General features: G+C 44.5%; 19 protein-coding genes. 2 read left to right on the top strand and 17 right to left on the bottom strand.

The genetic code is table 11. The features are described from left to right. The first annotated feature begins 126 nt into the window (after positions 1-126). The gene (locus I2D69_RS16835) at positions 127-1002 is read left to right on the top strand and encodes a LysR family transcriptional regulator (RefSeq protein WP_148462919.1); all 876 of its coding nucleotides are present in this window, start codon (positions 127-129) and stop codon (positions 1000-1002) included. A gap of 64 nt (positions 1003-1066) precedes the next feature. Here the strand turns inward: I2D69_RS16835 and ilvC are convergent, their stop codons facing one another. The 3 genes from ilvC to I2D69_RS16820 all read right to left on the bottom strand — a co-directional run bounded on the left by ilvC (position 1067) and on the right by I2D69_RS16820 (position 4049). Then, positions 1067-2086: a ketol-acid reductoisomerase gene (gene ilvC, locus I2D69_RS16830; protein WP_118578467.1), complete on the bottom strand. Its 1020-nt coding sequence runs from the start codon at positions 2084-2086 to the stop codon at positions 1067-1069. Between the two features lie 191 nt (positions 2087-2277). Further along, positions 2278-2775: an acetolactate synthase small subunit gene (gene ilvN, locus I2D69_RS16825; protein WP_118578468.1), complete on the bottom strand. Its 498-nt coding sequence runs from the start codon at positions 2773-2775 to the stop codon at positions 2278-2280. Between the two features lie 194 nt (positions 2776-2969). Further along, positions 2970-4049, bottom strand: coding sequence for a tyrosine-protein phosphatase (locus tag I2D69_RS16820; RefSeq protein ID WP_118578469.1), 1080 nt, complete (start codon positions 4047-4049; stop codon positions 2970-2972). A gap of 157 nt (positions 4050-4206) precedes the next feature. Between I2D69_RS16820 and I2D69_RS16815 the strand changes: the two genes are divergently transcribed. Further along, positions 4207-5151, top strand: a complete 945-nt coding sequence (locus I2D69_RS16815; protein WP_118578470.1) for an AEC family transporter — start codon at positions 4207-4209, stop codon at positions 5149-5151. A 9-nt stretch (positions 5152-5160) separates the two neighbouring features. Here the strand turns inward: I2D69_RS16815 and I2D69_RS16810 are convergent, their stop codons facing one another. From I2D69_RS16810 to I2D69_RS16745, 14 genes are all read right to left on the bottom strand, one after another. After that, a complete protein-coding gene (locus I2D69_RS16810) occupies positions 5161-6354 on the bottom strand; it encodes a M20 family metallopeptidase (RefSeq protein WP_148462918.1) in 1194 nt (397 codons plus the stop codon). A gap of 61 nt (positions 6355-6415) precedes the next feature. Continuing rightward, complete coding sequence (locus tag I2D69_RS16805; RefSeq protein WP_202017106.1) at positions 6416-7285, bottom strand: HAD-IIB family hydrolase; 870 nt, start codon at positions 7283-7285, stop codon at positions 6416-6418. After that, positions 7278-8540, bottom strand: coding sequence for a M18 family aminopeptidase (locus I2D69_RS16800; RefSeq protein ID WP_148462917.1), 1263 nt, complete (start codon positions 8538-8540; stop codon positions 7278-7280). Before I2D69_RS16800 ends, I2D69_RS16805 begins: the two co-directional genes overlap by 8 nt. 194 nt (positions 8541-8734) lie before the next feature. Further along, entirely contained in the window at positions 8735-9064 is a 330-nt protein-coding gene (locus tag I2D69_RS16795) for a cupin domain-containing protein (RefSeq protein WP_118578473.1), read from the bottom strand. A gap of 83 nt (positions 9065-9147) precedes the next feature. Next, entirely contained in the window at positions 9148-10362 is a 1215-nt protein-coding gene (locus I2D69_RS16790; protein WP_148462916.1) for an LL-diaminopimelate aminotransferase, read from the bottom strand. Positions 10363-10382: 20 nt separating this feature from the next. Then, a complete protein-coding gene (gene gatB, locus I2D69_RS16785; RefSeq protein ID WP_195380270.1) occupies positions 10383-11822 on the bottom strand; it encodes an Asp-tRNA(Asn)/Glu-tRNA(Gln) amidotransferase subunit GatB in 1440 nt (479 codons plus the stop codon). Continuing rightward, positions 11819-13291 (bottom strand): Asp-tRNA(Asn)/Glu-tRNA(Gln) amidotransferase subunit GatA, encoded by a 1473-nt coding sequence (gene gatA / locus I2D69_RS16780; protein ID WP_195380269.1) that lies wholly within the window; start codon positions 13289-13291, stop codon positions 11819-11821. Before gatA ends, gatB begins: the two co-directional genes overlap by 4 nt. A gap of 11 nt (positions 13292-13302) precedes the next feature. Continuing rightward, entirely contained in the window at positions 13303-13596 is a 294-nt protein-coding gene (gene gatC / locus I2D69_RS16775; RefSeq protein WP_118578476.1) for an Asp-tRNA(Asn)/Glu-tRNA(Gln) amidotransferase subunit GatC, read from the bottom strand. Positions 13597-13674: 78 nt separating this feature from the next. Then, positions 13675-15006 (bottom strand): aspartate--tRNA(Asn) ligase, encoded by a 1332-nt coding sequence (gene aspS / locus I2D69_RS16770; protein WP_148462913.1) that lies wholly within the window; start codon positions 15004-15006, stop codon positions 13675-13677. Between the two features lie 104 nt (positions 15007-15110). Continuing rightward, positions 15111-15665: an ANTAR domain-containing protein gene (locus I2D69_RS16765; RefSeq protein ID WP_118578478.1), complete on the bottom strand. Its 555-nt coding sequence runs from the start codon at positions 15663-15665 to the stop codon at positions 15111-15113. A gap of 19 nt (positions 15666-15684) precedes the next feature. Then, positions 15685-17007: a type I glutamate--ammonia ligase gene (glnA, locus tag I2D69_RS16760; protein WP_148462972.1), complete on the bottom strand. Its 1323-nt coding sequence runs from the start codon at positions 17005-17007 to the stop codon at positions 15685-15687. A gap of 337 nt (positions 17008-17344) precedes the next feature. Continuing rightward, a complete protein-coding gene (locus I2D69_RS16755) occupies positions 17345-18829 on the bottom strand; it encodes a glutamate synthase subunit beta (RefSeq protein ID WP_173770058.1) in 1485 nt (494 codons plus the stop codon). A gap of 14 nt (positions 18830-18843) precedes the next feature. Beyond that, a complete protein-coding gene (gene gltB, locus I2D69_RS16750) occupies positions 18844-23391 on the bottom strand; it encodes a glutamate synthase large subunit (protein ID WP_187565697.1) in 4548 nt (1515 codons plus the stop codon). 14 nt (positions 23392-23405) lie between these two features. Then, a complete protein-coding gene (locus tag I2D69_RS16745) occupies positions 23406-25034 on the bottom strand; it encodes a CTP synthase (RefSeq protein ID WP_118578480.1) in 1629 nt (542 codons plus the stop codon). Positions 25035-25485: the final 451 nt, after the last annotated feature.

Genomic DNA, 25485 nt, shown 5'->3' with positions numbered 1-25485 from the left:
GAGCGTAGTTCACAAAAACCTGAGAAACTTGGCGAAAAATCATTCGAATGCGTGATTTTTGTACATTGTAAGATATGTTGTCATGGACAAGGGTAAGCAATATTGTTATATATTCAGGAGGAATTTATGCAGGAAAATCTGTCTCTTTATCATATATTTTACACAGTCAGCCGCACTGGCAATATCTCAACTGCTGCTAAGGAGCTGTACATCAGCCAGCCTGCCATCAGCCGCGCCATTAAGAAATTGGAAAATAATCTGGACACCACTCTTTTCAAGCGCAGTTCCAGAGGCGTAACCCTCACCCCTGACGGCCAGATTCTATATGAAAAAGTAAAAGGAGCCTTCGACCTTCTTTCCGAAGGAGAGGATTCCATTCTTCACAATCGTTCCAGAGAGATTCCCAGGCTGCGCATCGGTGCCAGCACCACTTTATGCAAATATGTACTTATGCCCAGGCTGAAAGATTTCATAGCTGCCAATCCGCAAATCCGTATTACAATCTCCTGCCAGTCCACCTACCAGACCCTGAAACTTCTTGAAGAAGACAAAATAGACATCGGCCTGATCGGACGACCGCAGAAGCTATCCGGATACGAATTTTTGCCTCTGCTGCAGATCCAGGATACCTTTGTCGCTACACATCAATACCTGGAGAATCAGCACCAGCTTTTTCCATCAGAACCCCTTCAGCACACTGCTACTTTCATGCTTCTTGACGAACAGAATATAACCAGACAGTCCGTCAATACCATGCTTCATGAGCACCAGATGCAGCTTGGTCACATTCTGGAAGTCAGTTCCATGGATCTTTTAATCCAGTTTGCACAGGTGGGCTTGGGAATTGCCTGTGTGATCAAAGAATTTGTGCAAAATGATCTTGATAAAGAAATACTTGTGGAAGCGCCTCTGGGTCTGACTTTCCCATCAAGGGAAATCGGATTTGTATGCAAGAAAGGGAGCGAAAATCAGAAGCTTCTGACACAACTGGCAGAAATCTAGAGAAATTCCGCTTCGCTACACCGAAGTAGCGCAAAAAAATCCGGGTTTCCCCGGATTTTTTTGCTTAGTTATTAATAAGCTTATCTTCGCCGTTCCAGCTGTAGAGTTTACGGATTTCTTCGCCAACTTTCTCAGATGGATGCTCAGAAGCTTTCTTTCTCATAGCTTTGAAATGAACCTGACGTCCAGCTGGGCTCATATCAAGCAGGAAGTCTTTTGCGAAAGTACCATCCTGGATATCGGAAAGGATTTTCTTCATTGCTTTCTTTGTATCTTCTGTAATGATCTTCGGTCCTGTGATGTAGTCACCGTACTCAGCTGTGTTGGAGATGGAATATCTCATTCCAGCGAAGCCTGACTGATAAATCAGGTCTACGATCAGCTTCATTTCGTGAATACACTCGAAGTATGCATTTCTTGGGTCATAACCAGCCTCGCAAAGAGTCTCGAAACCAGCCTGCATAAGTGCACAAACACCACCGCAAAGTACTGCCTGCTCTCCAAAAAGGTCTGTCTCTGTCTCTGTACGGAATGTAGTCTCAAGAAGTCCTGCTCTTGCACCACCAATAGCAAGTCCGTATGCAAGTGCTTTGTCAAGTGCTTTTCCTGTGTAATCCTGCTCAACAGCTACCAGACAAGGAGTTCCTTTGCCAGCCTGATACTCGCTTCTTACTGTATGTCCTGGTGCTTTTGGAGCAATCATGGTAACATCTACATTCTTTGGCGGAACAATACATCCGAAATGAATGTTGAAACCATGAGCAAACATAAGCATATTGCCTTCCTCAAGGTTTGGCTCGATATCTTTCTTATACATATCAGCCTGTTTCTCATCATTGATCAGAATCATGATGATATCAGCCTTCTTTGCAGCCTCAGCTGCTGTATATACTTTAAATCCCTGCTCTTCAGCTCTCTTCCAGGATCTGCTGCCTTCATAAAGACCGATAATGACGTCACATCCGGACTCCTTCAGGTTCAGTGCGTGAGCATGTCCCTGGCTGCCGTAACCGATAATTGCGATTGTTTTTCCATCTAATAAAGAGAGATTACAATCTTCCTGGTAAAAAATTCTTGCTGACATTTTCGTTTCCTCCTACTGTGTTAAAACTTAAAAATATATATCGTTAAGGGAATATATATGCATATCCTGTGTATGATTATTCATTCCAGAAATACGCCCCTTAGCAAACCAAATAAATAATCCTGCCTTCAGAATTCTCCGACTGTGGCGGATTGACTCTTGCGGCATCTGCCTGATCAGCGCTTCCGCAATTACAAAAATTTCACCCCATGAGAGCCTCTCTCAAGACCCATAACACCGGCACGTGCCAGTTCCAGAATCTCGTAATCTCCCATAAGATTAATAAATGCCTCCAGCTTGGTCTTGCTGCCTGTCATTTCTACAATGAGAGAATCCTTGCTCACATCTACAACCTTGGCACGGAAAATATCCGCAATGGAAACAATTCCCTGTCTCTGCTCCGGTGCGGCTGCAACCTTCACAAGAACAGTCTCACGAACTACGCTGTCAGATGGATCCAGGACTTTGATATCCCTTACATCAACAAGCTTCGCAAGCTGTTTCACAATCTGATCAAGAATTGCGTCATCTCCGCTGCACACTACTGTAATGCGAGTATAATTCACATCCGCTGTAACTCCGGCAGTGATACTGTCAATATTATAACCACGACGGCTGAACATTCCGGCGATCCGGCTGAGTACACCTGACGTGTTGTCAACTAGTAAAGATAAAATCTTATTTTGCATAAATATAATCCTGCTTTCGTGCTTCAGATTGATATGGTTATCATTATAACAACATAATTTATTTTGTCAATGCTACACTTCAAAAAAGTTTTAATGTTTTATAGCATTAAAGCATTTTTATTCATATAACACACTTTCATTTCACTATTAACATATTTACACAGTATGAAGTATCTATATTTTACGTAAATATTTTATATCAGATATTTACTCTGCAGGTCTGTCACTGTCTTTTGGTTCAGATAAAGTCCTCTTCTCAAAAAACGCTCCACATTTCCATATTCCGCATAAATCGTACGAAACATTCTGTCCAGATATTCCTCTTTTACCCTGAAAAGCGCTGATACTTTATTTACATTTGCAATACTGTCCAGTCTGTTTGCCTCAAGGTAACGCAGCATATAATCCAGTTCTCCTGCCAGGCACACATTGGAACGTATAAAATCCTCCCGGATCACATCTCTGTGAACTCCAAGAGCACAAAGAAGAAGGGCTGTCACTACCCCCACTCTGTCTTTTCCGAAGCTGCAGTGCCAGAGAGCAGCACCATTTTCGTGATGCAGCAGTACATCCATAAATCTGGCACATTGTTTCACTGAATACTGATCCTTTACAAAATTCTCATACTGCTGCTCGATCAGACTCTCTATATCGCCATCATACTCCAGAACCTTTTTCAACATATCATTTGTCTGCAGTATTCCCAAAACACTTTTCGGAGAATCACTGATAGTCTCTTCATCGATCATGGGGATGTGATAATATTCCACTCCCTTTACCACAATGTCCGGTCTTTCATTTCGTTCCAGCTGGTCTCTGAGATCAATCACGGTCTTCAGCTTGCAGTCCTCCTGCAAAACATGCTGATCAGCCATAGAAGCATGATAAAGATTTCCGCTTCGAATAAGCTTTCTGGGAAGGATATGACGCCCATCCTTTGTGGCGATTGCCCCAAGATCTCTTGTATTGGAAAGACTCTGCATCGTAATCCGTCCGCCCTTAGGAAATCCGGTAGCCATTTCCGGATTGAAAAGTTTCAGAATCCGCAGGCAGTCCTGTGCCTCATGCTCCGTCATCTCAAACTGATATCGCTTCTTTCTCCTGGTAATGATCACCAGATAATTAGAGATCATCTGCTTCACTGCTTCTTCTGCGTTTTCGCCTTCCCGATGGATATACGCCCAGACAATATCTCTGCAAGGAAGATTATTCTGTATCATATGTCTGAAAAAGATCAGGTTTCCATCTTCTACGCGAATCTTACCGTATCTCATATTTCTCCTCCATTCGTTGCCTTTCATTCTTACGATACCACAGAAAACAAAATTTGACAATTATTGGAAAAAGTTTATAATCAAAAAAGATATGTCGGGGTTACTGTGAACAGAATGAACAGCAACATGTTGACAAACTTAGAAAGGTGAATTTTTTATGGATAATCTGATTTTTTGCCTCAATGCAACCATTCCTATTTTTTTGACCCTTATGCTGGGTTATTTTCTTCGAAAAATTAATCTTTATGATGATTCCTTTGTTGCACAGATGAACAAATTTGTATTCAAGGCAGCCTTACCCGCACTTTTGTTTATGAATGTGGCTGAATCAGATTTTATTAAAGTTTGGGATACAAAGTTTGTTCTCTTTTGTTTTGGCGCTACGTTTTGCAGCATTGCCATTTCTATCGGTCTTTCCTTCCTGCTGAATCCAAGGGACATACAGGGAGAATTTGTCCAGGCCTCTTACCGCAGCAGCGCGGCAATCCTCGGCATTGCTATCATCCAGAACCTTTATGGAGATGCCGGTATGGCACCTCTTATGATCATAGCAAGCGTTCCTCTCTATAATGTAATGGCAGTCATGGTTCTCTCTTTTATGAAGCCTGACAATCAGGGAATGAACAAACAGATGCTCCTAAAAACCTTAAAAGGAATTGCCAGCAACCCTATTATTCTTGGAATCCTGGCAGGTCTTATCTGGTCTGTCCTTCGTCTGCCTCTTCCAACGATCCTTTCCAGTACTGTCAATAACCTCGGAAAAACAGCCACACCTCTTGGACTGATGGCCATGGGTGGTGCCCTTCATTTTGGAAAAGCTTTTTCCAGATTAAAAGCAACTATCGCCTGCACTTTTATGAAGCTGATCGGCTTTTGCACCATTTTTCTTCCAGTTGCTGTCAGACTTGAATTTACCCATGACAAGCTGGTTGCCATTCTGATCATGCTTGGTTCTGCTACCACAGTAAGCTGTTATATCATGGCAAAAAACATGGGGCACGAAGGGTCTTTTTCCTCCAGTGTCATTATGCTCACTACATTATTCAGTGCTTTTACTCTCACTATCTGGCTGTTCATTTGCAAAAGTTTAGGATTGATTTAATGGATTCTGTTACATATCCTTGTCAATGCCAGACAGTATTTCATACAATGCCTCCAGGCTATATGGCAAAATATCCTCATCAATCTGAAATTTCGGATGATGCAGCGGATAACCCTTATCAGGAATTCCTGCCAGAAATACACTGAACAAGCCCTTTGTATGTAAAAAATACCGATAGGCATTGTCTCCGGACAAAAACAGCTGCTCCTCGCCTTCCAGAAGAAACTGCTCTCCAAATATCTTCCTTCCTGCAGTTTCCGCAATCCTGGTAAGCTCCGGATCATTTGCAAAAGGCAGAACTGCAGGCTTTGGATATTCCAACTCGATCCTTGTTCCCGTCTTTGCTTCTATTTCATTCAAGGTTTCCTTCAGCCGCTTATCCAGCGCCTGGTAATCTTCTTCGTAAGCAGCCCGGATATTTCCCCGAAGAGTCACAAGATCTGTAATAATATTAGAGTATTCTCCACCATGAATGGTTCCGATTCCGATCAGGCAGGGACCTTTTCCTTTATACGTTTCATTAAGATCATGAAGGGCTTTTACCACCAGAGAAGCCGCATAAATACTGTCAATTCCTTTATGAGCCTCACACCAGTGGCTGGATTTTCCATGAACACGGATTTCCATGCCATTGATCATAGCCGAAGCCTGTCCCTCATGCACTGCCATTCCAAAAGACTGATCCACTGCGTAATGAAACATGAGAAAAATATCTGGTTCTCCATCAAGGGCACCTGCTGCCAGCATTCGCTTTGCACCTTCACCGATTTCTTCGGCAGGTTCAAAAAGAAACCGCATCCGCACTGGAAAAACCTCTCCCTCTTCCGCCAGAATCCTCGCCAGCACCAACGCCGAAGCCACGATGCCATCATGACCACAGGCATGCATGACTCCGGCATTTTCCGATGCGTAAGACAGTCCGGTTTGTTCCTGTATAGGAAGTGCATCCATCTCTGCGCGAAGCACAACTTTCTTTTTGCCGGCAAAAGCTGCCTCATCCTGACAGGGATGCTCCGCAATGATCCCCGTAGGCTCCACAATCCGAAACCGATAGCCTAATTTTCCCAGATACTCCTGTATAAAAGCAGATGTCTCAAACTCCTGAAGCCCCAGTTCCGGATGCCTGTGGAAATGACGCCGCAATCTGATCAGCTCTTCTTTGTATTTTTCAAATTTACATTGGTAATTTAATCGCTCTGCCATATTTTATCCTTTACCCTTATCTCGGAGTACGCAAATTGTCTGAAATGATCTAAAGTAACAGCTAAATCAATCCCAGGTGCTCCAACCCGTTTTTAATTCCATAATGAAAAATATCCGTTGTCACGTAATCAGCCAGCTTCTTGATTCCAGGCGCCGCATTTCCCATTGCCACCTTCGTCTTTGCATATTCGAACATAGACAGGTCATTATTGCTGTCACCAAATACAATGGTATCCTCATGTGCAATATCAAAAATCCTGCATACAGCCGCAATGCCAACAGCCTTGGAAAAGCCTTTCGGGATCATCTCAATGGTATCCCCGGCAAGACCTTCCCCTACATGGCCAATAAACTCATAATAGTCCTCAAGCTCCGCACAGGCCTTCTCAGGATCACTTCCCGGCACGATCTTAGAACTGATCTTATTAATATGAAGGTCGTGTTCATACCCCTTAACAGGACGCCACTTACCCCCCAGAGCCTTTGTGATCAGATCAGCATACCAGTTAATATCTGTATTATACTCATCCTTATCGTAGTACATCCAGTCGGCACCCTCCATCACCGGAATCATGCCGTATTTCCGAAGGACCTCCACCGAATGCCATGCCTCCTCCGTGGTCATCTCCTTGTTAAAAAGCCTTTTGCCATCTTTCTCAATGGTACATCCACAGGCACTGATCATTCCCGTAAAAGGGATCTGTTCCAGATAATCAGGCACAAACGCCCTGCTTCTTCCTGTACACAGCCATGCCTGATGGCCATTCTTCACCAGTTTTGTAATCGCCTCTACAGCACTGGCCGGTGTCCCCTTTTCAATATCACAGATCGTACCATCAGCATCAAAAAACACTGCTTTTTTGTGAATCTGCTGTCCACTTCCTGTAGAAGAAGCACCTTCATAGCTTCCCTTGAAAATGTTATCAGGCATAAAATACCCCCGCAAGCTTTACAAAGTCGCAGGTATCTTTCACACCGGCAGTCTCATAAGGAGAATGCATAGCCAGCTGCGGCAGTCCAATATCTACTGTATTTAAAGCCACCTGCGTATTGGAAATATTTCCCAGAGTGGAGCCGCCGGCTACGTCCGAACGATTCACGTAAACCTGACAGGATACCCCTGCCTCTTTACAGAGTTCCTTAAACATCGCTGCCGAAATACCATCTGTGCAGTACTTCTGGTTCGCATTATACTTCACCGCAATTCCGGCATTAATATGCGGTCGGTTCACCGGATCCGCCTTCTCAGGGTAGTTCGGATGAATCGCATGTGCATTATCCGCAGAGATCATAAAGCTCTTTGCCAGAGAGATCAGATAATCCTCGTAGCTTCTTCCAAGCCCCAGATTAATGCGAAGGAGGGTATCCCGAAGGAAAGTAGATGCAGCCCCCTGCCTGGTGCCGCTTCCCACCTCTTCATTATCCATTACCATATGTACACAGATGCTCTTCTCATTTTTTCCAGCAATCAGTCCTTCCATAGAGGAAAAAGCGCACTGCAGATCATCCAGTCTTGGCGCAGAGACAAATTCCTCCTCACTGCCCCAAACCGTACCAGGCATGCGGTTATAAAGGAACAGATCATGTCCCAGAATGTCCTCTTCTTTCACCCCTGCTGCCTCTGCCACAGTTTTAAAGAAAGATCCCTTAGCGCTCTCCAGGCCATAAAGAGGAAGCATATCCTTCTGCACATTATACTTATAACCGCTGTTCGCCTCACGATTCATATGGATAGCCAGATTCGGGATCATCAACATATCTTTGTCCACAGTCACAAGCTTCTCACAAATCTGTTCATCCTCCTTCACGATCAGACGTCCAGCCACAGAAAGGGGGCGGTCAAACCAGGGAGCCAGAAGCGCACCACCATAAAGTTCCACATTCAGCTTCACATACCCATTTTCCACCATCTCTGGATTCTCCTTGATCTTCAAAGACGGGGAATCACTGTGGCTTGCAATAATATGGAACACGTCGCTGGAAACCTCTGGCACGGTAAATGCAATGATTGCCGAATGATTCCGGATCACAAAATACTTCCCACCGTTTTTTATCTCCCAGTGCTCATCTTCCTTTAACTCTGTAAATCCATTCTCCGTAAATCTTGTTTTCATCATCTCCACTGCCTGAAATGCAGTAGGGCTCTCTTTGATAAATGTAAGTAATTTCTCTGCTGTATGATTCATTTCTAAACTCCTAAATATTTTTCTATACTTTTCCCTTTGCCACACCCCCGCAATCGTTTTGCGAGCCCCGCTCTCCAAAGTGATAAGTCATACCACATTTGAACCAGTTCCAACCGATACACAGGGGAGGTGGCAGCGGGTACTGCTTGTGGGGCTTGGGGATTTTCGGCAGGTTTGCGAGCATAGCAACACTCTCAATCTTTAATAATCAACGCCATAAACACCAGATCCGTATTCCCCGTATTCGCCAGTCCATGACCTCTTCCATCTGGTGTAAAGGTAATATCGCCTGCTTTCACATGTCTCCAGGAAGTCCCATTGTCATTATATTCCCCTTCCCCGGTCAGAATATAATAGGTCTCACTCTCCCCATAATGCATATGAAAGCCAAGAGAACATCCCGGTTCCAGAGTCACCTCTGCATAAAGCCCGCACTTCCCATTTAACTGCTGCTCATCCAGCAGCTCCTTGATAATCACATGTCCATTCCCCTCACACATATGCTCAATACGATTGATCTTCATATCCAGACTCCTCCTTCGTAAAAGGGCACATCCCCAGCTTTCGCCAGAGATGCGCCCTGTTTTTCAGCTTTCTTCAATTATAATTACAAACTCTTGATCCTGTCAATGGCTTTCAGAGTATTCTCATAAGTTCCAAACGCAGTCAGACGGAAATAGCCCTCTCCATGAGAACCAAAACCAGAACCTGGCGTACCAACCACATTTGCATTTTTAAGGAGATAATCAAAAAACTCCCAGGAAGTCATTTTATCCGGTGTTTCCAGCCAGATATAAGGCGCGTTCACACCACCGGAAACAGAGAAGCCAGCTTTTGTCAGCTCATCATGGATCAGCTTTGCATTTCTCATATAATAGCCAACCTGATCCTTCAGCTGAGCCTTACCTGCCTCAGAATAGACAGCCTCTCCTGCCTTCTGTACAATATAAGGAGCACCGTTAAACTTGGTGCCGTGACGTCTTGCCCACAGACTGTGAAGTGATACCCCATCTCGTACCAGTTCCTTCGGAATAACCGTAAATCCAAGACGAACACCAGTAAATCCGGCATTCTTAGAAAAGCTTCGAAGTTCAATCGCGCATGTTCTCGCACCCTCGCACTCATAAATACTGTGCGGTACATTTTCCTCAGAGATATAAGCCTCATAAGCTGCATCATAAATGATCACACAGCCATTTTTGTTGGCATAATCCACCCATTTCTGCAGTTCATCCTTTGTAATAGCAGAACCGGTCGGATTATTTGGAAAGCAAAGATAGATCAGATCCGGCACTTCTGATGGAAGCTCCGGCAAAAATCCATTCTCCTTGCGGCATGGCATATAGATCACACCGTCAAAATTTTCACGAACCGTATTATACTCTCCGGTACGGCCCGCCATAACATTGGTATCCACATAAACCGGATAAACCGGGTCACACACAGCAACCTTATTATCTGTTCCGAAAATCTCCTGAATATTACCGGAATCACTTTTTGCACCATCAGAAACAAAAATCTCATCTGCTGCAACATCGCATCCTCTGTCCTGGTAATCGTTCTTTGCGATTGCCCTTCTTAGAAATTCATACCCCAGATCTGGCGCATAACCGTGAAAAGTCTCTGCGTGAGCCATCTCCTCGACTGCCCCGTGAAGAGCATCAATAATAGCCGGAACCAGCGGCTGTGTCACATCACCAATACCAAGGCTGATCACCTCTTTATCCGGATTCTCTTCTTTGTAGGCACGCACTTTTTTTCCAATTGTAGAAAAAAGATAGCTTCCTGGCAGTTTTAAATAATTATGATTAACGGTAACCATCTGATTATCCTCCTGTAAATCTACTTTCTCTTCTCAACCTCAGCCAGCAACGCCTCTCTCACGCTTGCCGGATTTGCCTTGCCCTTCATTTCCTTCATGATCTGACCGACAAAGAAGCCCATAACCTTCTCTTTACCTCCAAGAAGCTCAGACAGCGGTCCAGGGTTCTCATCCAGAATCCTGCTGATGGTGCTGCTAAGAAGCCCGGTATCCTCCACGATCTTTAAGCCATGCTCTTCCACATAAGCGATCGGATCAACATCCTCATCAAATACCTTTTCAAATACCTTCTTGGCGTTCTGTGGGCTTACCTCCTTCTTATCGACCATTGTAAGAAGATCTGCAAGATGCTGCGGTGTAAATCTTAACTTCTCAGCCTCAATGCCTTTTTCCTTCATAAGACGAAGCACTTCCACCATAAACCAGTTTGCCGCCTTTTTCGGGTTGCCGCTCAGCGTAGCCACATCTTCAAACAAAGCAGCCAGATGTCTGGACTCTGTAAGAATCTGGGAATCATACTCCGGAAGACCAAACTCACTCTGATAACGGGCAGCCTTCTCCTCCCGGAACTCCGGCAGCTCAGTTCTGATTTTTGCGATCCACTCATCAGAAATATGGATCGGCGGAAGATCTGGATCCGGGAAATAGCGGTAATCCTTTGCATCCTCCTTAGAACGCATTGCATGAGAAGACTCTTTATTGTCATCCCATCTTCTGGTCTCCTGGGTAACGCTTTTACCCATCTCCAGAAGCTCGATCTGACGCTCTCTTTCGCCCTCAATAGCATGTGCTATGGCCTTAAAAGAGTTCAGGTTCTTCATCTCTGTTCTGGTTCCAAGTGTATCGCTTCCTGCCACTCTCACAGAAAGGTTCACATCAGCACGCATGGAGCCCTCCTGAAGCTTACAATCGGAAACACCCAGATACTGCATGGTACAACGAAGCTTCTCCAGATAAGCGATAACCTCATCTGCACTTCTCATATCCGGCTCAGAAACGATCTCGATCAGAGGAACACCGCTTCGGTTGTAATCTACCAAAGAGCAGTCCTCCCACTCATCATGGATCAGCTTACCTGCGTCCTCCTCCATATGCATCTCATGGATCCGGACTTTTTTCTTACCAGCTTCTGTCTCGATCTCCACAAATCCATCATGGCAGATTGGCAGATACAGCTGGGAAATCTGGTAGTTCTGCGGATTATCCGGATAAAAATAGTTCTTACGGTCAAATTTGCAATACTGATTGATGCTGCAGTTTGTGGCAAGTCCTGCGCGCAGGGCAAATTCTACCACCTTTTTGTTTAATACCAGAAGAGAACCTGGCATACCAGTACACACCGGACAGGTGTGGGTATTGGGTGCCCCTCCAAATGCTGTGGAGCAGCCGCAGAAAATCTTTGTTCTGGTGGCAAGTTCTACATGAACCTCAAGTCCGATAATAGTCTCATACTGTTTCATGCTCTCTTACCTCCTTCCTCTGGTGTTCCAAAATCTCCTCTTACGCTTTCATAGGCATGGGCAGCACGAAGGATCTTCCTTTCCATAAAACAGTCTCCGATCATCTGGATTCCGATTGGAAGTCCGGCACTGTCTTTTCCGCAGGGAACTGTAATTCCGGGAAGTCCGCAAAGATTTACGGCAACTGTATAAATATCCCCAAGGTACATTGCCATAGGGTCTTTTAAGCTTTCTCCGATCTTCGGCGCTGTATAAGGAGCTGCCGGGGCAAGAAGCACGTCATATTTTCCAAAAGCCTGATCAAACTCTTTTTTAATAAGTGCTTTGGTGCGCAGGGCTTTCAGATAATAAGCATCGTAATAACCAGAGCTTAAAACAAAGGAACCAAGCATGATACGACGTTTTACTTCTTCTCCAAAGCCCTCCGTTCTAGTACATTTATACATATCATGAAGCCCGTCATATTCTTTTGCACGATAGCCATATTTTACGCCATCATAGCGCTCCAGGTTGGAGCTTGCTTCTGCGCTGGCAATAATATAGTATGCCGGAATCATATATTCCATAGTTTTGACAGAGAAAAATTCTACAATTGCTCCCATCTGGGTCAGCACTTTCAGGGTTTCCATAAAGGCATCTTTTACCTCTGGCGAAATTCCCTCTGACAGATATTCCTTCGGAACACCAAATTTCATTCCTGTAATCTTATCTGTCATCTCACTGGAAAAATCCAGGTCTTTTCGGTCAATGGAAGTACTGTCTTTCGGATCATGGCCAGCGATCACTTCCAGAAGTGCTGCGCAATCTGCCACATCTTTTCCAATCGGTCCGATCTGATCCAGAGAAGAGGCATATGCAACCAGCCCATAACGGGAAACCGTACCATAAGTAGGCTTCATTCCTGTTACACCACAATAAGAGCTTGGCTGGCGGATGGAACCTCCTGTATCAGAGCCCAGTGCCAGATAAGCCTCTCCTGCTGCTACAGCTGCACAGGAGCCACCTGAGGAGCCGCCTGGAACATGCTCTGTATTCCATGGATTTCTGGTAATGCCATAGGCAGAAGTTTCCGTCGTACTTCCCATGGCAAACTCATCCATATTTGTTTTTCCGATAATGATCATTCCTGCTTTTTCAAGCCGGCTGATCACCTCTGCCTGATACTGGGGAACAAATCCTTCCAGAATTTTTGACGCACAGGTAGTAGGTTTTCCCTGTACACAAATGTTATCTTTGATGGCAATGGGAACACCGGCAAGAGGACCGGTATAAGTTCCGTCCTCAATGCCTTTTTCCACCTCTTTTGCTCTTGCATACGCTTCTTTTTTATAAGTGTCCAGATATGCGTGGATTCTGTTATCTTTTTCCTCTATTTTAGAAAAGACATCCTTGACGCCGTCCAGAACACTGACCTCATGTTTTTTAATCTTATCAGCCAGCTGTAAGGCTGTTAATTTTTCTAATTCCATGTGAATGTCTCCTATCCTATGGTCTTTGGAACCTGATACTGTCCTTCTTTGGCTTTTGGCGCATTTGCAAGCATTGCCTCGCTGTTGTCACCATTTGTAACTTCATCCTCACGAAATACATTCTGGTCGCCAAAAATATGGGACATTGGTTCAACACTGGATGTATCCAGTTCATCCAGCTTATCTACATAATCAAGCATTTCCTGCATATCTTTTTTTGCCTTTTCCTTCTCTTCTTCTGTAAGGGAAAGTTTTGCAAGAATGCAAACATTTTCCATGGTTTCATCGTCAATCTGTTTTGCCATTTTCTCATCCTCCTGCACAGAAATTATTACGCTCCACTCTGGATCCATACCAAAATCTTTTCTGGATATCCAGCTTTTTTATGGCTCCAGTCTGTTCAGGTCTCTTGGGAACAGGCATGCCTCACGGACATTTTCCTCCCCGAGAAGCTGCATGGTAAGACGTTCCAGACCGATTCCAAGACCACCATGAGGAGGCATACCGTATTTAAATGTATCCAGATACTGTTCCATTCCTTCTGTCTCCATACCTCTGTCCTCTATCTTTTTCAGAAGGGCATTGTAATCGTGAATTCTCTGTCCTCCTGTTGTGATCTCAAGGCCGTGGAAAAGCAGATCAAAGCTTAACGTAAATCTGGTATCCTCTGGATCATCCATTGCGTAGAACGGACGCTTCTTAGATGGATAATGGGTAACAAAAACAAAATCTGCATTATATTCTTCTTTAAAATACTGACCGATGAGGGCTTCCTCCTCTGGCTCCAGATCAAATGGATTACGAATCTGACGGTTGTATTTCTTCGCAACCAGCTCTTTTGCCACATCAAAACGAACTGCCGGAATCCTGGAAGCATCTGGAAGCTCAACCTTCAGGATCTCCAGTTCTTTTGCATAATCCTCTTTTAAAAGCTTCATTGCATACTGCAAAAAGCCAGTCTCCATAGCCATGATCTCTTCAAAGCTATCAATATAGCCCATCTCAAAATCAAGACTTGTATATTCATTTAAATGTCTCTTGGTGTTATGTTTCTCAGCACGGAAAACAGGTCCGGTCTCAAATACTCTGTCAAAAACTCCCACCATCATCTGTTTGTAAAACTGTGGGCTCTGAGCCAGAACAGCCGGTTTATGGAAATAGCTGAGTTTAAACAGGTTCGCGCCTCCCTCAGCACCTCTGGCTCCGATCTTCGGCGTATGGATTTCCGTAAATCCATTTTCATAGAGATAATCACGAAAAGCCCTTGTCAAAGCTTCCTGGATCTTAAATCTTGCGCGCTCCTGAATATTGCGGAGGGAAAGGGAACGGTAATTTAATTTGGCTTCCAGAGAAGTATTCAGCTTCCATTTATCGATTGCAAGAGGAAGAGGTTCAGCCGGAGAAGACAGCACCTGAATTTCACGAATGTGAAGCTCTCTGCCATGAGGCGCTCTCTCTTCTTTATTTACAACACCTTTTACTCTTACTGTCATGCCTTCTTTCAGATCATGAATGGAAAAATCAACATCCTCATTTACTAAAACGGTCTGAAACAGACCCTCTCTTCTTCTGATAATTACAAATGCAACATCTCCCATGTTGCGGATACTGTGAATGGCGCCCTCCAGGATGGCTTCCTGATTCAGAAGTTCTTCTCCCATCAGTGCATCCCAGCTGCTCACTTCTTTTTTCCAGCTTCCATCCAAAAACTCCATTTCCTCATCCTCCATTTCCTAAAATCATAAAAATATATCTTATAAAAACCCCAGCCAGAATTTCTGAAAAATCCTATACAACAGGATTAGAATTCTGCCTTAGACTATACCTCATCATATAACAGCATCAGAACCATCTGAGCTGTCTCTACCATATTTGTCCCGGAATCCATACTGCATTTCTGAATGTACCGGTATGCATCTTCTTCGCTTAAATGGTTTCGCTCCATAAGAAGAAACTTTGCGTTGGAAATGTAATTCTGCTCTTTCCAGGAACGCGTTTTCGGTTTCTTCTTCTCTTTTTTTAGCCGCCGCTCGATCTGGGACAACATCATATCCACCGTGTTTACCAGGTCGCTGACTTTCATTGGCATTTCCACAGTAAGGACGGATGTAGGCGCTTCCGCAATCACTCTTCCAGATGCCAGCAACAGCATTTCAAAATATGAAGGAATATCTTCCAGCACATCCCGGTAATACCGGTCCGTCAGCTTATAACCACAGATCAGAATACCTCCGTCCAACTCACTCATGCTGGCAAGTGCTGTTGAAGCAGTTGAACATACCGCAGCTACAGAAAAACCGTGCCGGTTCAATATGGTACGTATTTTCTTTGCGTCATCGATTTTCGGTAATGCAATTACAATGCTGCTGTTCATACCATGCTACTCTCTTATCTTAAATCTTGTATAAATACTGGCTGATTTCCCACTCGCTTACCTGTCTCATATAATTCAGCCATTCTTCCTTCTTGGCAGCTGCATATTCCTCACAGAACTTTTTACCAAGTACACTCTGGATCCAGGTGCTATTCTCGAAATGTGTAAGGGCATCATCCAGGTTCAGCGGAAGATTTCCAATATTCATAGCTTTCTGGTCAGATTCGGAAAAAGAACGATCCGATGCCTTGGTAGGATATAATTTCTGCTGAATTCCATCCAGACCGGCTGCAATACAAACAGCAAACACAAGGTAAGGATTTGCAGATGCATCCGGGCTTCGAAGCTCGATTGCCAGGCTGTCTGATCTTAAATTGGAAATACGGATCAGAGAGTTCTGGTTATTCTTTGTCCAGGTCAGTTCTGTAGGAGCATCATAGCCAGGTACAAGTCTCTTGTAGGAATTCACAAGCGGATTGGTAATGGCGGCCATCTCTTCACTATGTGCAAGAAGACCACCGATAAAATGATAAGCATCCTCGCTGAGACCATTTACATCATCAGGATCAGCAAATATATTTTTTCCATCTTTATACAATGCAAAATGAATGTGCATACCGGAACCATTCACCTCAGCTCTCGGCTTTGGCATAAAGGTTGCATGAAGTCCATGCCGTTTTGCAATGGTGCGGACTGCCATTTTGAAAGTCATCACACAGTCAGCCATTTCATTTGCACCGGAAAATTTAAAATCAATCTCATGCTGTGCCGGAGCGGTTTCATGATGGGAAGATTCAATTTCATATCCCATATCTTCCAGATTCAGAACCATATCACGTCTTGCATTTTCTCCCAGATCCAGCGGGCTGATATCCAGATATCCAGCTTTTTCATGAGTCAGTGTAGTGGGAACTCCGTTATCATCTGTGTGAAATAAGAAAAACTCACATTCCGGATCCACTTCACAAACATAGCCTTCCTTAGCAGCCATCTCTACCACCTGTTTCAGAATATATCTCGGGCTTTTCTCAAGCGGCGTTCCATCTGAGCGGTAGATATCACAGAGCAGTCTGGCTACCTTTCCCTGCTGCGGACGCCACGGAAGAATGGTGAAAGTATTATAGTCCGGATGTAAATACATATCCGGCTCTTTCTCCCCTGCTATTCCGGCAATGTAGGAGCTGTCTACTACATATTCATTATCCAGTGCCCGGGGGAGCTCCCGAGCTGTAATCGCAATATTTTTCAAAGTACCGAACATATCGGTAAACTGAAGACGAATGAATTCTACATCCTCGTCTTCTGCCATCTGTAACACTTCTTCTCTGGTGTAATTCCCCATGGTGTTCTCTCCTTCTTTCACTCTCATGCCCTCATCCATCCATTACGCATGACTTATTTAAACAAAAAAGGCGCACTTCAAAAAGATACCCTTCTGAAGAACGCCCTTGTTCATGGAGGTAATTATAGCAATGAGGTCATGCTTTGTCAACTTATTTTTTACCACTTTACCATATCAGCGTTGTATAAAATGATGTACAAAATAAATCTTTTGTATCAGAACGGAAAATCGGGAGCAAATTTAGTTTGCCCCCGACCATACTTTTTATATACTCTCTTTTTTATTTTCCCGACAGCGATTCAGCAGGTATTATTCCACAAAGCATTTTTTTGCCAATTTACAGATAAGAATATCCCATCAGGGATTCATCCACTGCCTTTGCGGCTTCTCTTCCTTCACGGATTGCCCATACTACCAGAGACTGGCCTCTGTGCATATCTCCTGCTGTGAAAACCCGCGGTACGCTGGTCTCATAAGCTTCCGGTTTTGTCTCTACGTTAGTTCTTGCAGTTGTTGCAACCTTAAATGCATCAGTCACATATTTCTGGCTTCCAAGGAAACCAGCTGCGATCAGTACCAGGTCTGCAGGGATCACTTCTTCCGTCCCCTCTACCGGAACCATCATCATACGGCCTGTTTTGGCATCTTTCTCGCTTTTCAGCTTTACGATCCGGGCCTGGCAGACATTTCCGTTTTTATCTTTGATAAATTCAGTAACGGTTGTCTGGTAAACCCGGGGGTCATGTCCAAACACTGCAATTGCTTCTTCCTGGCCATAGTCTGTTTTTAAGACCTTTGGCCATTCCGGCCATGGATTGGAAGCAGCACGCTCTGTTGGCGGCATTGGCATCATTTCCAGCTGTGTTACAGATTTGGCGCCGAGACGTACGGAAGTACCCACACAGTCATTTCCGGTATCACCACCGCCAATTACCAGCACATGTTTGCCTCTTGCCTCTTCATAAGGAGCTTTGGTAAAATCGCTGTCCAGAAGAGTTTTGGTGACTTTTTTCAAGAAGTCTACTGCAAAATAAATTTCCTTTGCATCTCTTCCCGGCACTTTAATATCACGGGGATTGGAAGCTCCGCAACAAAGGATTACACGGTCATATTTCTTCAAAAGTTCCTCTGCTGTAATATCCACTCCAACATTTGTATTTGTCACAAATTTCACACCCTCAGCTTCCATCAGCTTCAGTCTTCTGTCGATCACAGATTTCTCCAGCTTCATATTTGGAATGCCGTAACGAAGAAGTCCGCCGATCCGGTCACTTCTTTCGAATACAGTTACATTGTGACCTCTTCTGTTTAACTGCTGTGCTGCTGCAAGTCCGGAAGGACCGCTTCCGATAACTGCTATGGTCTTTCCTGTACGAACCTTCGGAGGCTGCGGAACAACCCAGCCTTCTGCATATGCAGTCTCAATGATGGCACGTTCATTTTCCTTAGTGGAAACAGGCTCTCCATTTAAGTTGCAGGTACAGGCTGCCTCGCAAAGTGCAGGGCACACACGGGAGGTAAATTCCGGGAAGCTGTGTGTCTTGTTCAGACGAAGAAACGCCTGTTTCCAGTTTCCGGTAAATACCAGATCATTTGTCTCTGGCACCAGGTTGTGAAGCGGACATCCGGAAGCCATGCCGCCGATCATCATGCCTGCCTGGCAGAAGGGAACGCCGCAAGCCATGCAGCGTGCTCCCTGAAGTTTTTGTTTCTCTTTATTAAGAGGAGTACGGAACTCCTTGAAATTGGCAATTCTTACTTTTGGCGGCAGAACCTTTGCCGTCTCTCTGTTATATTCTAAAAATCCAGTCGGTTTTCCCACGATCTTCTGCCTCCTTAATGCTTAACTCCTATGCTTTCGTAGAATGCTTCCATCTGCGCCTGCTCACTGTTCAGACCTTTTTCCTCAAGCTTTGCACTTAATGTGATCATCTTCTTGTACTCATTTGGAATGAGTTTTTTGAAGTGAGGCAGATACATGTCAAACTGATCCAGAACCTTCTGTCCAAGCTCCGATCCCGTTGCAGCTACATGTGCTTCGATCAGATTTTTCAGTTCTTTTTTGTCATATTTATTGTCTACTTTTTCAATAGAAATCATCGCTTTATTTAAGTTCTTATAAAGAACATTTTCCACATCCAGAACATAAGCGATACCGCCGCTCATACCTGCTGCAAAGTTTTTGCCGGTTCTTCCAAGAACTACTACACGACCACCGGTCATGTACTCACAGCCGTGCTCTCCCACACCTTCCACAACTGCATTGGCACCAGAGTTACGAACTGCAAAACGCTCACCTGCCATACCGTTGATAAAGGCAGTTCCACTAGTTGCACCATAAAGAGCAACGTTGCCGACAATAATGTTATCTTCTGCTTTGTAACCGGCATTTTCCGGAGTCTTCAGGATCAGCTTGCCACCGGAAAGACCCTTTCCGAAGTAGTCGTTGCAGTCGCCGGTAAGCTTCAGAGTAAGACCTTTCGGGATAAAGGCACCAAAGCTCTGTCCTCCGGCTCCTGTACAATCAATCTCTACCGTGTCTTCCGGCAGTCCGTTTTTATTATTTCTGGTAATCTCCGCACCAAGGATTGTTCCAAATGCACGGTCTGTGTTCTTTACTTCTACCGAAAATCTGGTCTTCTCACCGCCATGAATTGCGCGACTGCATTTCTTCACAAGAACTTTCTCATCCAGAGTCTTCTCCAGCTGGAAATTGTACTCTGCTTTCGGATCAAAGGTTACCTCGCTGCCAGCTTTTGCATATGGATTGTTCAAGATTGCACTAAGGTCTACTTTACCTTTGTGCGGCTCATCAACTGCATCTGTAGCAACCAGGAGATCCGTACGTCCTACCATCTCTTTCAGGCTTCTCACACCCAGTTTTGCCATATATTCGCGAAGCTCCTGGGCAATAAATTTCATAAAGTTCTCAACATATTCCGGTTTGCCTTTGAATCTCTTTCTCAGCTCCGGATTCTGGGTAGCTACACCAACCGGGCAGGTGTCCAGATTGCAGACTCTCATCATTACACAACCCATAGTTACAAGAGGTGCTGTAGCAAAACCGAATTCCTCTGCACCAAGAAGTGCTGCAATTGCAACATCACGACCGCTCATCAGTTTACCGTCTGTCTCAATGCGGACACGGTTACGAAGTCCGTTCATAAGCAGTGTCTGATGGGTTTCAGCAAGTCCAAGCTCCCATGGAAGTCCTGCATTGTGAATGGAGCTTCTGGGTGCTGCACCAGTACCTCCATCATATCCGGAAATCAGGATTACCTGTGCACCAGCCTTTGCAACTCCGGCTGCAACCGTACCAACGCCAGCCTCAGAAACCAGCTTTACAGAAATATCTGCATATTTATTTGCATTTTTCAGGTCATAAATCAGCTCTGCCAGGTCCTCGATGGAATAGATATCGTGATGCGGCGGCGGGGAGATCAGAGAAACACCAGGTGTGGAGTGACGGGTTTTCGCAACCCATGGATAAACCTTCTTCGCCGGAAGATGTCCACCTTCACCAGGTTTTGCGCCCTGTGCCATTTTGATCTGGATTTCTCTTGCAGATACCAGATAACGGCTGGTAACACCGAAACGACCACTGGCTACCTGTTTGATCGCAGAACATCTGTCATCTTTTGTTCCTGCTGAATCCAGTCTTTCATTGCTTTCACCGCCCTCACCGGTATTTGATTTTCCATGAAGATGGTTCATTGCAATAGCAAGTGTCTCATGTGCTTCCTGAGAAATGGAACCATAGGACATGGCACCAGTCTTAAAATGCTTTACGATTTCATCAACACTCTCCACCTCTTCAAGAGGGATAGGATTTTCTGCATACTTAAAGTCCATAAGCGCACGAAGATTGCCGTGATTTTCCTTATCCACAAGATCTGTATACTGTTTGAACATCTCATAGCTGCCTGTTCTTGTAGACTGCTGAAGGAGATGAATGGTTGCCGGATTGTAACGGTGCTCTTCTCCCTGGCTTCTCATTTTGTGGGCACCCACACTATCCAGAGTAAGGTCTGTGGTAAGTCCTAACGGGTCAAATGCTTCTGAATGAAGCTTTTCTACATTCTCCTCAATATCTTCCAGTGTAATGCCTCCAACACGGCTTACAGTACCTGTGAAATATTTATCGATAACATCCTGAGATACACCAATTGCCTCGAAAATCTGAGATCCCTGATAAGACTGGATTGTAGAAATACCCATCTTGGAAGCGATCTTAACAATACCGCTGATAACTGCATGATTATAATCGTCTACAGCTGCATAATAGTCCTTGTCCAGCATATGGGTATCGATCAGCTCATGGATTGTCTCCAATGCCAGATATGGGTTGACTGCACTTGCGCCATAGCCCAGAAGAGTAGCAAAATGATGAACCTCTCTCGGCTCGCCGGATTCCAGGATAATAGCAAGAGAAGTACTCTTTTTCGTCTTTACAAGGTGCTGATGTACTGCAGAAACAGCCAGCAGAGACGGAATCGGCATATGGTTTTCATCCACGCCTCTGTCGGAAAGCACCAGAATGTTGGCACCATCCCTGTATGCTTTATCAACTTCTACAAACAGACGGTCAATAGCACGCTCAAGCTTTGTGCTCTTGTAATAAAGAGTGGAGACAACAGCCACCTTAAAGCCTTCGTGATGCATTTCCTTAATTTTCAGCATATCTGTATTGGTAAGGATCGGATTGTTAATCTTTAATACCTTGCAGTTCTCCGGAATCTGCTCCAGAAGGTTTCCGTCTTTTCCAACATAAACGCTTGTGCTGGTGACAATCTCCTCACGGATCGCATCAATCGGCGGATTGGTTACCTGTGCAAAAAGCTGTTTGAAGTAGTCAAAAAGCGGTCTGTTCTGTTTGGAAAATACTGCCAACGGTGTATCCACACCCATTGCGCCAATGCTCTCAGCACCGTTTAACGCCATGTTTCGGATAGAAGTACGATACTGCTCATAAGTGTATCCGAAAGCCTTCTGAAGACGGGAACGCTGTTCCTCTGTATATTCTTCCATTCTTTCGTTTGGAATCTTAATATCTTTTAAATGTACCAGATTGCTGTCCAGCCATTCGCCGTATGGCTGTTTCTTTGCATACATCTCTTTTAATTCGTTATCATCGATGATCTTGCCCTGAACCGTATCTACCAGAAGCATTTTTCCAGGATGAAGACGCTCTTTTAATATGATCTTCTCTTCCGGTACCGGCAATACTCCAACCTCAGAAGAAAGGATCATGCAGCCATCGGATGTTACGTAATATCTGGACGGACGAAGACCGTTACGGTCAAGCACTGCACCCATCACATCTCCATCTGAGAAAAGAATAGATGCAGGTCCATCCCATGGCTCCATCATAGTGGCATAATACTGATAGAAGTCACGTTTTTCCTGGGAAATGGTATCGTTATTTGCCCATGGCTCCGGAATAGTGATCATCACTGCAAGAGGAAGATCCATGCCACTCATGGTAAGGAATTCCAGCGTATTATCGAGCATTGCAGAATCGGAACCATTTCGGTTGACTACCGGAAGGATTTTCTGCATTTCCCCTTCTAAGTATGGGGACTCCATATTTTCCTCTCTTGCCAGCATCTTATCTGCGTTTCCCCGGATGGTGTTGATCTCACCATTGTGCACGATCAGACGGTTTGGATGTGCTCTCTCCCAGCTTGGATTTGTGTTGGTACTGAAACGGGAATGTACCAATGCAATCGCAGATTCATAATCAGGGCTTTGAAGATCAGAGAAAAATGTACGAAGCTGTCCAACCAGGAACATACCTTTATAAACAATCGTACGGCTACTCATAGAACATACGTAAGTGTTATCATTACTCTGTTCAAACTCACGGCGGGCAATATACAGTTTACGGTCAAATGCGATGCCTTTTTCCAGATCATCCGGCTTTTTGATAAATGCCTGCATAATGCATGGCATGCACTCTCTTGCCTTATGTCCAAGAACCTCCGGAACTACCGGAACTTCTCTCCAGCCAAGGAACTCCAGTCCCTCTTTTTCCACAATGATCTCAAACATTTTTTTTGCCTGGGCACGTTTGATCTCATGCTGTGGGAAAAAGAACTGGCCAATACCATATTCTCTTTCCTGGCCGATTTCGATTCCCTCTTTTTTACATGCTTTCTTAAAAAATTTATGGGAAATCTGAAGGAGGATACCAACGCCATCACCTGTTTTGCCTTCTGCATCTTTTCCGGCACGATGATCCAGATTCTCTACAATCCGCAATGCGTTGGCAACTGTATCATGGGATTTTTTGCCTTTGATATTGACAACTGCACCGATACCGCAGTTATCATGTTCAAATTCCTGACGGTAAAGTCCCTGCCTTTCCTTTATCACTTCTTTCATTTTCCTCATCCTTTCTATTGTTGATTAAGAGTTTCCTCTTTGTTTACTTTATCTACAGCTGCCTGGATAAATCCACGGAACAGCGGGTGAGCATGGTTCGGTCTTGATTTGAACTCCGGATGTCCCTGGGTTCCTACAAAGAATGGGTTTGCCGGAATCTCGATCATTTCCACAATGTGACCATCAGGAGAAGTTCCTGCTATGGTCATGCCTTTTTCTGCCAGTTCTTTGCGATATGCATTGTTAACTTCATAACGATGTCTGTGACGTTCCTGAATTTCTTTCTGTCCGAAAAGTTCCAGGGATAAAGAACCATCCGCAAGCACACATGGATAACTTCCAAGGCGCAGGGTTCCTCCAAGATCTTCCACATCTTCCTGGTCTGGCATAAGGGCAATTACCGGATTGGTAGTTTCTGGTGCAAGTTCAATGCTGTTTGCATCTTCATAACCAAGTACATGACGGGCAAATTCTACGATTGCCATCTGCATTCCAAGACAGATTCCAAGGTATGGGATCTTATGTACACGGGCATACTGAGCTGCCAGGATCATTCCTTCTGTTCCTCTTCCGCCGAAACCACCTGGAACCAGGATTCCATCTACCTGGTAAAGTCTCTGATCCAGGTTCTTCTCGTTTAACTCTTCGGAATCGATCCAGGTAATCTCTACTTTCGCTTTACATGCGATTCCGCCATGCTTCAGAGCTTCCACCACACTAAGGTATGCATCATGAAGCTGGGTATATTTTCCTACCATGGCAATGTTTACAGTTTTATCCGGATGGCGGAGATTTTCTACCATAGCTTCCCAGTCCGTAAGGTCTGGTTTTCTTTTTTCAAGTCCCAATGACTGCATGACCACATCTGCCAATTTTTCACGTTCCATCGCAAGTGGGGCCTCATACAGATACTCTACATCCAGATTCTGAAGTACATGGCTTACCGGCACGTTACAGAACAGGGCAATTTTTGCTCTCAGGTCGTCGGTCAGCGGATATTCACTTCTGCATACCAGAACATCCGGCTGGATTCCCATTGCCTGAAGCTCCTTTACACTGGCCTGGGTTGGTTTTGTTTTCATTTCTCCTGAAGCTTTCAGGTATGGAATCAGGGTTACATGGATAAGGATTGCATTTTCATGCCCCACATCATGCTGAAACTGTCTGATGGATTCCAGAAATGGCTGGCTTTCAATATCTCCTACTGTTCCGCCTACTTCGATAATGGCAATCCTGTTTTCATCCGGGGATTTTGCGCGATAGAAGCGGCTTTTGATTTCATTTGTAATATGAGGAATTACCTGTACGGTTCCTCCTCCAAAGTCTCCATGGCGTTCTTTTTGTAAAACGGACCAATAAATTTTTCCGGTAGTTACATTGGAATTTTTATCCAGGCTTTCATCAATGAATCGTTCATAATGGCCAAGATCCAGGTCGGTCTCGGTTCCATCGTCTGTTACGAAGACTTCTCCATGCTGAATAGGGTTCATGGTTCCGGGATCAATATTGATGTAAGGGTCAAATTTCTGCATTGTGACCTGAAAACCTCTTGCCTTTAAAAGTCGCCCAAGTGAAGCTGCTGTGATTCCCTTTCCCAGTCCTGACACAACACCGCCAGTGACAAAAACGTATTTTACTGCCATCTTTCGATTTCCTCCTCCAATTGCTTTTAATGTGTTCTAATATGTAAAAAAGGCGTCAAAGAGGAGGATTAGGGGGCACTTAACCTATCCATTTCTCTTTGACGCCTTTGTCAAAACAAATTCTTATTCAAAAATATGCTATATAATATATCATTTTTTTGGCTTTGTCAATCCACTTTTTTTGCTATTTAGTGGATTAAAAGTTCTTCAAGGCGGACGCATTTGGACAATGTGTATTACTCACTCGCCGGCGCAACGCTCCGATGAACTAATCGCTAACTGCGACTAATGCGTTCGGGAGAGCCCTCACGCATAAGTCTTCGTAAGCGCTGGATTTCATCTGCGCTAAGAACGCGCCTGAAATGGCTCGCTGGAGTAATACACATTGCCCAAATGCTGTGTGTCGGCTGGAACTGAGGTTATTTAGGAACTTTTAACGAGGGGAGGGGGA

This window comes from Ruminococcus sp. D54t1_190329_F1 (assembly GCF_015551645.1).
GTDB lineage: Bacteria > Bacillota > Clostridia > Lachnospirales > Lachnospiraceae > Blautia_A > Blautia_A faecis.
This window is presented reverse-complemented; position numbering and strand designations above follow the sequence as displayed.

Bases quoted from the DNA above. Each gene is read 5' to 3' on its own strand.
- I2D69_RS16835 (WP_148462919.1), top strand. From the start codon at position 127: ATGCAGGAAAATCTGTCTCTTTATCATATATTTTACACAGTCAGCCGC.
- ilvC (WP_118578467.1), bottom strand. From the start codon at position 2,086: ATGTCAGCAAGAATTTTTTACCAGGAAGATTGTAATCTCTCTTTATTA.
- ilvN (WP_118578468.1), bottom strand. From the start codon at position 2,775: ATGCAAAATAAGATTTTATCTTTACTAGTTGACAACACGTCAGGTGTA.
- I2D69_RS16820 (WP_118578469.1), bottom strand. From the start codon at position 4,049: ATGAGATACGGTAAGATTCGCGTAGAAGATGGAAACCTGATCTTTTTC.
- I2D69_RS16815 (WP_118578470.1), top strand. From the start codon at position 4,207: ATGGATAATCTGATTTTTTGCCTCAATGCAACCATTCCTATTTTTTTG.
- I2D69_RS16810 (WP_148462918.1), bottom strand. From the start codon at position 6,354: ATGGCAGAGCGATTAAATTACCAATGTAAATTTGAAAAATACAAAGAA.
- I2D69_RS16805 (WP_202017106.1), bottom strand. From the start codon at position 7,285: ATGCCTGATAACATTTTCAAGGGAAGCTATGAAGGTGCTTCTTCTACA.
- I2D69_RS16800 (WP_148462917.1), bottom strand. From the start codon at position 8,540: ATGAATCATACAGCAGAGAAATTACTTACATTTATCAAAGAGAGCCCT.
- I2D69_RS16795 (WP_118578473.1), bottom strand. From the start codon at position 9,064: ATGAAGATCAATCGTATTGAGCATATGTGTGAGGGGAATGGACATGTG.
- I2D69_RS16790 (WP_148462916.1), bottom strand. From the start codon at position 10,362: ATGGTTACCGTTAATCATAATTATTTAAAACTGCCAGGAAGCTATCTT.
- gatB (WP_195380270.1), bottom strand. From the start codon at position 11,822: ATGAAACAGTATGAGACTATTATCGGACTTGAGGTTCATGTAGAACTT.
- gatA (WP_195380269.1), bottom strand. From the start codon at position 13,291: ATGGAATTAGAAAAATTAACAGCCTTACAGCTGGCTGATAAGATTAAA.
- gatC (WP_118578476.1), bottom strand. From the start codon at position 13,596: ATGGCAAAACAGATTGACGATGAAACCATGGAAAATGTTTGCATTCTT.
- aspS (WP_148462913.1), bottom strand. From the start codon at position 15,006: ATGGAGTTTTTGGATGGAAGCTGGAAAAAAGAAGTGAGCAGCTGGGAT.
- I2D69_RS16765 (WP_118578478.1), bottom strand. From the start codon at position 15,665: ATGAACAGCAGCATTGTAATTGCATTACCGAAAATCGATGACGCAAAG.
- glnA (WP_148462972.1), bottom strand. From the start codon at position 17,007: ATGGGGAATTACACCAGAGAAGAAGTGTTACAGATGGCAGAAGACGAG.
- gltB (WP_187565697.1), bottom strand. From the start codon at position 23,391: ATGAAAGAAGTGATAAAGGAAAGGCAGGGACTTTACCGTCAGGAATTT.
- I2D69_RS16745 (WP_118578480.1), bottom strand. From the start codon at position 25,034: ATGGCAGTAAAATACGTTTTTGTCACTGGCGGTGTTGTGTCAGGACTG.